This is a genomic window from Kitasatospora sp. NPDC058965, assembly GCF_042741245.1.
GTDB lineage: Bacteria > Actinomycetota > Actinomycetes > Streptomycetales > Streptomycetaceae > Kitasatospora.
Genome location: NZ_JBHYKG010000031.1, coordinates 34,631 through 43,328 on the forward strand (window position 1 = coordinate 34,631; position 8,698 = coordinate 43,328).

7 protein-coding genes are annotated in these 8,698 nt (G+C 74.4%); 2 read left to right on the forward strand and 5 right to left on the reverse strand.

Going from position 1 to position 8,698, the window contains the following annotated elements; translation table 11 throughout:
• Positions 1 to 30 precede the first annotated feature (30 nt).
• The gene (gene argS, locus ACFW1A_RS08300; RefSeq protein ID WP_380406215.1) at positions 31 to 1,725 is read right to left on the reverse strand and encodes an arginine--tRNA ligase; all 1,695 of its coding nucleotides are present in this window, start codon (positions 1,723 to 1,725) and stop codon (positions 31 to 33) included.
• 358 nt (positions 1,726 to 2,083) lie between these two features.
• Between argS and ACFW1A_RS08305 the strand changes: the two genes are divergently transcribed.
• Positions 2,084 to 3,193 (forward strand): ADP-ribosylglycohydrolase family protein, encoded by a 1,110-nt coding sequence (locus tag ACFW1A_RS08305; protein ID WP_380406218.1) that lies wholly within the window; start codon positions 2,084 to 2,086, stop codon positions 3,191 to 3,193.
• A 28-nt stretch (positions 3,194 to 3,221) separates the two neighbouring features.
• On the opposite strand, the gene ACFW1A_RS08310 is transcribed toward ACFW1A_RS08305, so the two are convergent.
• The 3 genes from ACFW1A_RS08310 to ACFW1A_RS08320 form a co-directional block, all read right to left on the reverse strand.
• Positions 3,222 to 3,434, reverse strand: a complete 213-nt coding sequence (locus tag ACFW1A_RS08310) for a DUF397 domain-containing protein (RefSeq protein WP_380406221.1) — start codon at positions 3,432 to 3,434, stop codon at positions 3,222 to 3,224.
• Positions 3,409 to 4,287, reverse strand: coding sequence for a helix-turn-helix domain-containing protein (locus tag ACFW1A_RS08315; RefSeq protein WP_380406224.1), 879 nt, complete (start codon positions 4,285 to 4,287; stop codon positions 3,409 to 3,411). The genes ACFW1A_RS08310 and ACFW1A_RS08315 overlap by 26 nt, the downstream gene beginning before the upstream one ends.
• A gap of 294 nt (positions 4,288 to 4,581) precedes the next feature.
• Entirely contained in the window at positions 4,582 to 5,313 is a 732-nt protein-coding gene (locus ACFW1A_RS08320) for a GPP34 family phosphoprotein (RefSeq protein WP_380406227.1), read from the reverse strand.
• Between the two features lie 314 nt (positions 5,314 to 5,627).
• Here ACFW1A_RS08320 and ACFW1A_RS08325 point away from each other — a divergent pair, with 314 nt between their 5' ends.
• On the forward strand, positions 5,628 to 7,667 hold the full coding sequence (locus ACFW1A_RS08325) for a D-alanyl-D-alanine carboxypeptidase (RefSeq protein WP_380406230.1): 2,040 nt from the start codon (positions 5,628 to 5,630) through the stop codon (positions 7,665 to 7,667).
• Here ACFW1A_RS08325 and ACFW1A_RS08330 read toward each other — a convergent pair.
• Positions 7,651 to 8,535, reverse strand: coding sequence for a YhjD/YihY/BrkB family envelope integrity protein (locus tag ACFW1A_RS08330; protein ID WP_380406233.1), 885 nt, complete (start codon positions 8,533 to 8,535; stop codon positions 7,651 to 7,653). The genes ACFW1A_RS08325 and ACFW1A_RS08330 overlap by 17 nt on opposite strands.
• Positions 8,536 to 8,698 lie beyond the last annotated feature (163 nt).

Sequence of the window (8,698 nt, forward strand, 5' to 3'; positions counted from 1 at the left end):
CGGCCCGCCGGGGGGGGTGTCCACGCACCGCTACATCCGCTCCGGGGCCTCGATGCCGAGCAGGCCGAGGCCCTGGGCGAGGGTGCGGGCGGCGAGGGTGCACAGCGCGAGCCGGTTGGCGCGCAGCGCGGGGGTGTCGGCCTTCAGGACCGGGCACTGGGCGTAGAAGTCGGTGAGCGCCTTGGCCAGGGCGAACAGGTAGCCGGTCAGCCGGTGCGGCTCCAGGGTGGCGGACACCTCGGCCAGCACCGCGCCGAAGCCGTCCAGCCGGAGCAGCAGGGCCCGCTCGGCCGGGGAGACGGCGGTGTCCGGGTCGACCGTCACCGCCGTCTCCCCGGCCCTGGCCAGGATCGAGCGCACCCGCACGTGCGCGTACTGCAGGTACACCGCGGTGTTCCCGGTCAGCGAGGTCATCCGGGCGACGTCGAAGACGTAGTTCTTGGTCCGTGCGTTGGACAGGTCCGCGTACTTCACCGACCCGATCCCGGCCGCGGTGACCACCGCCTCGTCCACGGTCTCCCGCTCGGCCACGGCCGCCCGGGCGCCCTCGACCGCCGCGTCCAGCAGGTCGGCCAGTCGCACGGTGCCGCCGGACCGGGTCTTGAACGGCTTGCCGTCCGTCCCCAGCACCATCCCGAACGGCACGTGCACCGCCTCGACGTGGTCCGGCAGCCAGCCCGCCAGCCGCCCGACCGCGAAGACCTGCCGGAAGTGCAGCGCCTGCCGGGCGTCCACCACGTACAGGATCCGGTCGGCCCCCAGCTCCTCGACCCGGTGCCGCAGCGTGGCCAGGTCGGTGGCCGGGTACCCGTACCCGCCGTCCTTCTTCCGCACGATCAGCGGCGCGTCCACGCCGTCGACGAAGACGCAGACCGCGCCCTCGCTCTCGACCGCGAGCCCGGCCGCCCGGAGGTCCTCGACCACACCGTCCAGCCGGTCGTTGAACCGCGACTCCGCGTCCACGTCCGCCGGGGTGAGCAGCACGCCGAGCCGGTCGTAGAGCCGCTGGAAGCCCTCGGTGGAGGCCGCGATCAGCTCCCGCCAGAGGTCCAGCGTCGCCTCGTCGCCGGACTGCAGGGCGACCAGCCGCAGCTGGGCCCGCTCCCGGAAGGCGGGGTCGGCGTCGAAGGCCTGCCGGGCCGACCGGTAGAGCGTGTCCAGCTCGGCCAGGCCGATCCCGGCCGGTTGCGGGTGCTCGTCCAGGTACTGGACCAGCATCCCGAACTGGGTGCCCCAGTCGCCCAGGTGGTTCTGCCGGACCACCTCGGTGCCCAGGTGCCCGAGCACCCGGGCCAGCGCGTCGCCGATCACGGTCGACCGGACGTGTCCGACGTGCATCTCCTTGGCGATGTTCGGCCCGGAGTAGTCGACCACCGTCCGGGTGCCGGACAGCGGCGTCCCGACGCCCAGCCGGTCGTCCGCCAGCCGGTCCGCCAGCTGCTGCCAGAGCGCCTGCCGACCCACCGTCACGTTGAGGAAGCCGGGGCCGGAGAGCTCGACGTCCAACGGGCCGTCGGCCAGCTCGGCCAGCAGCCGCGCCGCCAGCTCCCGCGGCGGCAGGCCGGCCTCCCCGGCCAGCGCCGGCGCCAGGTTGGACTGGAAGTCGGCGTGCTCGCTGGGCCGGACCAGGGGATCGCGCTGCGCGGCTCCTCGCGGCAGGACGCGGGCGGCGGCGGCCGAGATCGCGTCTTCCACGAGGCAGTGCAGAGCGGGTACCGAGGTCACGGGGTGTCCTTCCAGCGCGAATGGTTCCGGCGATGGTAGGAGACGCCCGGGCGCCCCGGCACCCGAATAACCCAGCACCTCGGCCGAGACTTCGGTGGCGCCGGCCGGCAGCCGGTCCGGGGCCGCCTGCTGCTCGCCCGGGTCGCGGCGAGGGAGAGTGCGCTGGTCAGGGCGGTGGCACCGGGCGGCAGTCGGGGGAGCGAGGCCATGCCGGGACGCCAGGCAGTGTCAGTGGCTGACGGATTAATCCACGGCAACAGACTGTTGAAGATCGGCCGTGTTCGACCGAACCTGTCGCGATCGGGACCCGGTCGAACTACAGTGCCGCCGAACCGCCTCCACTCGAAAGGCCGTCCCGGTGATACCCCTCTGGTCGCGTGCCCAGCAGCAGGACTTCCGCAGCCGGGTGCGCGGCACCCTGCTCGGCGGGGCGATCGGCGACGCGCTGGGCGCCGGGATCGAGTTCGACGCGCTGGAGAAGATCCGCGCCGACCACGGACCGGACGGCGTCACCGGCTTCGTCCCGGCCTACGGCCGGCGCGGCACCGTCACCGACGACACCCAGATGGCGCTGTTCACGGTCGACGGACTGATCCGCGCCCACGTCCGCCAGGCGGACGGCGGCTGGCACCCGCCCACCGACGTCCACCACGCGTACCTGCGGTGGGCGGCCACCCAGCGGGACTGGGGGCCGGACGAGCGCCGCAAGGACCTGGGCTGGCTGGGCCGGGAGGAGTGGCTCTACGCCCAGCGGGCGCCCGGGGCGGCCTGCCTGTCCGGCCTCTCCGGGCCGGACGCCGAGCGGCTGGGCACCCTGGCCGCCCCGAAGAACCCGCACTCCAAGGGCTGCGGCACGGTGATGCGGGCCGCCCCGTTCGGGCTGCTGATCGGCTGGGAGCCCGCGCTGGTGCTGCAACTGGCCGTCGAGTGCTCGGTACTGACCCACGGGCACCCGACCGGCTACCTGGCGGCCGGCGCGCTCGCGGTGATCGTGCACGCCGTGGTGCGCGGCGGCACCGTGGAGGAGGGCGTGGAGCGGGCCCTGGGCCTGCTGGCCGACCGGGCCGGGCACGAGGAGACCACCGCGGCGCTGCGCGCGGCGCTGGCCGCCGTGCGGGCCGGGGAGCCGTCGCCGGAGCGGGTGGCCGCCCTGGGGGAGGGGTGGGTGGCCGAGGAGGCGCTGGCGATCGGGGTCTACTGCGCGCTGGTGGCCGAGGACGTGCGGGCCGGGCTGCTGCTGGCGGTCAACCACTCCGGGGACAGCGACTCCACCGGGACGGTCTGCGGCAGCCTGCTGGGCGCGTTGCACGGGGAGACGGCGCTGCCGGCCGAGTGGGTGGCCGAGCTGGAGGGGCGCGGCACCGTGCTCCAGCTGGCCGACGACCTGGTGCTGGAGCTCAGCCACGGCGCCGAGCTGCACGGCCCGGGCGCCGGGCCCGCCTGGCGCGAGCGCTACCCGGTCGGGTAGCCGCCGGACACCAGACGGGTGGGGCGGGTCAGACGCCGCCGAACGCCCCGTCGCCCGCGGCGCCGGCGAAGGCCAGCCACGCCCGCGCCGAGAAGTTCAGCCGCGGCCCGGCCGGGTCCTTGGAATCGCGCACGGCCACCGCGGCCGGGTTCGGCGTGGCGATCTCGACACAGGCGCCGTTCGGTCCGCTGTGACTGCTCTTGCGCCAACTCGGCTCAGCGCTCAGGGCCTTGGTTCGCATTCTCGTACGCCTCCGCATAAGTGGTGATCAACGACCGGGACTCGGCGACCCCGAAGGCCGCCGCACGCAGGTGGTCGTAGAGACCGGTATAGCGGCGGACGTCGTTCTCCTTCTCGAGGTAGAGGTCGCTCGTCACTCCTTCGAAGTAGACGACCGTGGAATCGGCTGACTCCGGGAACTCCAGCAGGGAGAATGTCCCGGTCATACCGGGGTGGGCGCCGTACTGGAACGGGATCACCTGGATGTTGACGTTGGCCTGCTCGCCGACCTCCAGCAGGCGGCGCAGCTGGGCGGCCATCACCTGCGGGCCGCCGACCTCGCGGGCGAGCACCGCCTCGTCTATCACCGACCAGAAGCTGGACAGCTGGTCCGGGCCGGCGAGCCGGTCCTGCCGCTTCATCCGGACCTGGACCCGGTTGCGGATCGCGTCCTGGGTGGTGTCCGGCTGGGTGCCGTTCAGCACCGCCTCGGCGTACTCGCGGGTCTGCAGCAGGCCGGGCACGAAGGAGGACTCGTAGCTGCGGATCGAGAAGGCCGCCGCCTCCAGGCCGATGTAGACGCTGTAGGGGATGTCGCTGAACTCGTTCCACCAGCCGCGCTGCTTGGACTCCCGCGCCATCTCCATCAGGCTGTCGCGCATCCGCTGGTCGGTGACCTCGTAGAGGTCGCACAGGTCGCGCACGTCGCGCGGGCTGATGCTGCGGCGTCCGTTCTCCAGTCGGCTGATCTTCGACTGGGAGACCATCAGGCGCTCGGCGACGTCCTCGGCGGTCATGCCGCGCTGCTCGCGGAGGTGACGCAGCTCCGCGCCCAACCGGCGGCGGCGGACGGTGGGATTGATGCTGGCGGACACGGCTGACCTCCGGCGATACCTCGGTGGTGGGGACCTCGGGCAGGTGTCGGTCGTGCAGGACCGGCCCCCAGGCCCCCGGCTCACAGCAGCATGGCAGTTCGCCCGGACCGCCCGCCGGGGAATGTGCCGACGGCAGGCCAAGTCCGGCATATTCCGGCGCGCCGGGGGGCGGACGTGGTAGTGCGGACCGGTAGCGCGGCGGGGCGGCCGTTCCGCCGCGCGGAACGACCGCCCCGTGGGCCGGTGGTGCGCGCCGGGCCTGGGACGTGAGGGAACGTCAGGACCGGCTACGGGTCAGCGGGCGCCGACCTGGCTGGCGGCGAGCCGGCCCTGCGGGACCGTGCTGCCGCTGTGGCGGGGCGCCGGAGCGCGGCCGCCGGTGGTGGTGCGGTTCTGCTGCGTCGGCAGGCCGTTCTGCACGTCCATGACGGCGTGCGCGACCATCCCGCCGAGCGGGTCGTAGCGGATCAGGTCGCGCAGCCGCGACCGTGAGGACCGGCCCTCGTTGCCGGGATAGAGGTGCTTGCCCAGACCGACGGCGTGCGCCAGCGCGGCCAGTGCGGCCGTTCTGGGGTCCGGCGGCACACCGGTCCGGATGGCCGTGTCGAGACGCTGCTTGATGGCCGCGTTCGTACAGTCGTCCGATGCCTGGTACCGCGTCGTCGGTAGGACCCCGCACACCTGACCGGGCACGGCCGCCACCATTCCGCACCGTTCCAGGTGCGCCAGGTAGGTCTGCCTCAGCCCCAGTCGGGGCCCGCCGATCCAGTGCGCCGCACGCACCGGACTGCCGCGACGGCGCAGCAGTTCCAGGGCGTGGTCCAGGGTGGGGTCGCCGGTCGGCCGTGGCAGCACCACGGCGATCCGGTCCCCGTCCGGGACGATCCGTCCGGCCAGGGACAGCTCGACGAGCTGTGCCCCGGCGAGTCCGAGGTCGAGGGTTTGCGGCTGCGCGGTGGTACCCGTGGTCGGGTCCAAGGCGAGCAGCAAAAGTTCCTCGGGAATTGTTCTACGGCTCTTGCCCATCCAAGCCTCCCCGCGTGGATGAATGACAGCGTGACGCCTCTCACACGGACTTGTCGAGTACGCCTCCGAATCGTGACCTTGAGGCGGGAACTCCTGGCGGTCCGTCCAATTGCGGGGAACCGGCGGTCGACGTGGGCACGTCTGTGCCTCCGACGGGTCGAACACGGGGAATAACCGCCGGTCGGACGGGGTGTGGCGGAGCGGGATCCGAGCACCGTGGCGGAGACTGTAGGGACGGCGGGGCGGCGGTGCCGCTCCCCGCACGCCCCGGTGGCGACAACCGATGCGGATGCGGAACGAGGAGGTCGGGAGACGTGGGCGAGGCCCCGGAGCAGGTGCAGGACCCGGAGCGGGGGCGGCCGGCCGGTTCGCAGGCTCCGTCGCAGGCCCCGGTCGCACCGGGGGATCCGGCGGACGGGGCGAAGGGCAGCTCCACCGTCCAACTGCGCGTCCAGAGTACGGACAACGCCACCACCTTCCTGACGATGCCGGAGCCCCCCGCGCCGGAGCCGGCCGCCGAGCCGGCGCCGGCGGAGGCGCAGGCCGTGGACCCGCGTCTCGCGATCCGGGACGCCGCGGCGGTGAAGGGTGAGACGCGGGCGGCGCCGGCCGACGGAGAGCCCGCTGACGGAGAGCCCGCTGACGGGGCGTCGGCTGACGAAGCGTCGACCGACAAGCCGTCGGCCGACGGGCTCTCCGGGGCGTCCGCCGTGTCCGCCGTGTCCGCCGTGGCCGGGGCGGCCGCGCCGGTGGCGGAGCCGGTGGTCCTGACGAAGCCCGCGGCCGTCGACGGGCCCGTGCCGGTCGCGACGTCCGAACCGGCCGCGAAGCCCGGGCAGGCGGCCACCCCGCCGCCGGTCGCGAAGCCCGGGCCGGCGGCCACCACGGCGCCGGTCGCGAAGCCCCTGCCCGAGTCCCTCCCGCTGCCGGAGTCCCTGCCCGAGCCCGAGAGCCTGCCCGAGCCCGAGCCGGTGCTCGCCGGGGTGGCCGCCGCTCCCGCCGCCGCTTCGGCCGGCGGGCCGCCCGCGCCGCCCGCCGGGTTCCCGGCGACCCCCGACCCGGCGTCCGCCCCCCACCCGGAGAACACCTACGAGGCGCTGGAGGCGCTCGCCAAGCTCAGCTCCCGGCGGCCCTCCGCGGCCCGGCGCGCCGCCAAGCGGGTGCTGGTCTGGGGCGTGCTGGTCGCCCTGCTGGCCGGCGTGCTGGTGGCGGCCCAGCTGCTGCGCCCGCTGCCCGGCTCGAAGGCCAGGCTCACCGCCGCCGACTCCTACACCTTCGGCGGCCAGCCCGCCGTGCTGCCGCTGCCCGCCAAGGGCCAGGCCGCGGTGGAGGCGGTCGGCCTGGGCCCGATGGGCAGTTCGGGCCCGGAGACCCCGGTGCCGATCGCCTCGGTGACCAAGGTGATGAACGCCTACCTGATCCTGAAGGCCCACCCGCTGCGCAAGGGCGAGTCCGGCCCCACGCTCACCGTGGACAAGGCGGCGGCCCAGGAGTCCGGCGACGCCGACCAGTCCACCGCGAAGGTGGTGGAGGGTCAGCAGATCAGCGAGTACGAGGCGCTGGAGATGCTGATGCTGCCCAGCGCCAACAACATCGCCCGACTGCTGGCCCGCTGGGACTCCGGCTCGGAGGACGCCTTCGTCAAGCGGATGAACGACCAGGCCGCCGCCTTCGGCATGACCCGCACCAGCTACGCCGACCCGGCCGGCTACAACGCCAACACCAAGAGCACCGCCAAGGACCAGCTCAAGCTGGCGGAGCAGGCGATGCAGGACGAGATCTTCCGGCAGATCGTGGCCGAGCCGTCCGCCGTGATCGCCGGCACCAAGATCACCAACACCAACTACCTGCTCGCCGGCAACCACGGGGTGATCGGCACCAAGACCGGCTCCAGCAGCCCCGCCGGCAGCTGCCTGATGTGGGCGGCGGTCAAGGACGTCGGCGGCACCCAGCAGATGCTGCTCGGCGTCACCCTGGGCCAGCAGCCCGGCGGCGGCGACGACCTGCTGCGGGCCGCCCAGACCGTCAGCCTGCGGATCGTCACGGCCGCCCAGGGCGCGGTGGCCGGCCAGACCCTGGCCAAGCAGGGCGACGTGGTCGGCTACGTGGACGACGGCCTGGGCGGGCGGGTCCCGCTGGTGGCCGCCAAGGACCTGACGGTCCCCGGCATCGCCGGCACCAAGGTGCAGCTGAGCCTGCAGCAGACCGGCACGATCGGCCACGACGCCGCCGCCGGCACCCAGGTCGGCACCCTGGTGGCGGGCACCGGCCCGAACCAGGTGGAGGTCCCGGTCACCCTGCAGCACGACCTGGCCCCGCCGTCCATCCTGTCCCGGCTCACTCGTCTTCTCTGAGCTCCGGCTCGGGGACGGTCGCCGGCGGTGTGCCGAGCAGTCGGGCCACCGCCGGCTCCTCGGCCACCACCCGGCCGAAGACCAGCGCGAAGGTGAGCACCGCGAACAGCGTGATCAGCCAGGACAGCAGCGTGAACACCACGCCCAGCGGTCCGAACTGGGCGATGCTGCGCCCCACGGCGCGCGGCAGGTAGACCTGCCCGACCACACCGAGCACCGCCATCGCCAGCCCGGACAGCAGTGCGCCCGGCAGCAGCGGCGCCCACGCCACCCGGGCGCCGAGCAGCAGGTGCTGGGTCCACCACCAGAGCAGCGTGCCGACCACGAAGGTCAGCGGCAGCCCCAGCCACCAGCCGACCCCGAACCCGTCGCGGATCGGCACCGCCAGCACCAGGTAGCCGAGCCAGACCAGCAGCCAGACCAGCCAGCGCCAGGCCGCCACCGTGACCTTCCCCTTGGGCACCTCCCAGGCCCGCTCGCAGACCCGCTGCAGTGCGCGGGCCAGCGCGGTCGCCGAGAGCAGGGTGACCAGCACGCCGATCCCGCCGAAGGTGTTGGCCTCGGTGCCCTGGTGACTGCCCAGCAGCTGCTGCACCTGCTGCTGCGCCTGGCCGGTCAGGCCCAGCTGGTGGCGCAGCCCGCGGACCAGGCCGTTGCGCAGCGAGGCCGGGGCCAGCACGGCGAGCACCAGCAGGGCGGGCAGGGCGGTGAGGAAGGCCTGGGCGGCCAGCCGGGTCGCGTTGTCCAGCACGTTCACCCGCAGCAGCGCGGCCAGCGACCGGGCCAGCAGCGGCACCTGACCGGGCAGCAGCACGGCGCGCTCGCGCAGTTCCCGGCCGCGTTCGCGGGCCTTGTCCCACCGCGCCACGCCCGACTCCCTCCGCCGCCCACCGGTGCTCACATGCTCGCCCGGCCGCGCGGGCCCCGCACGCCGGAGGCCGCCGACCGGGGCGGCCGCGGCGGGCCGGTCGACCGGGCGGGAGCGGCCGCGGCGGGCCGTGGGGAGCGGCGGCGCGGGCCCTGGGAACGAC